The 539-nt window shown below is 73.8% G+C and carries 1 protein-coding gene; it reads left to right on the plus strand.

The features are described from left to right. Window positions 1-93: 93 nt before the first annotated feature. Window positions 94-539, plus strand: a 446-nt coding sequence (locus IY392_RS18265) for a thiamine phosphate synthase (RefSeq protein ID WP_194861993.1), incomplete at its 3' end; no start/stop codon positions are given.

Raw genomic sequence — 539 nt, forward strand, 5'->3', positions numbered from 1 at the left:
CCCGGGACTGTTCGCGGTGGCGTGGCTCGACGCGCTGTACACGCTCACGGCCGAGGAGATCGCGGGCTCGGTCACGCTCCTCGACGCCACGCCGTGACCCGCCGGGCCCACGGCGCCGTCGACTGGCGGTTGTATCTGGTCACCGACCCCCACCTCGGTGGTGGCCGGGACGCGGTCCCCGGCATCGTCCACCAGGCCGTCCTGGGCGGGGTGGGGGTCGTCCAGATCCGGGACAAGGAATGTGACGACGACGAGTTCGCCACCCGCGCGTCCGCGGTGGCCGATGCCGCCCGTCGGGCCGGGGCCCGGGTCGGTCGCGAGGTCCCCGTGTTCGTCAACGACCGTCTGGGGGTGGCGCGCGAGCTGGGGCTCCATCTGCACGTGGGGCAGCGGGATGTCCCGTTCGAGCGGGCGCGCGCCGAACTCCCGGAGCATCTGATGCTCGGGCTGTCGATCGAGTCGGACGAGCAACTCCACGTCGCGCTGGGCGGGCCGGGGCCCGGGCCGCCCAGCGCGACGTGGAGTTGCTCGTCCGACTC

Source organism: Dietzia sp. SYD-A1, from assembly GCF_015356725.1.
Lineage (GTDB): Bacteria > Actinomycetota > Actinomycetes > Mycobacteriales > Mycobacteriaceae > Dietzia.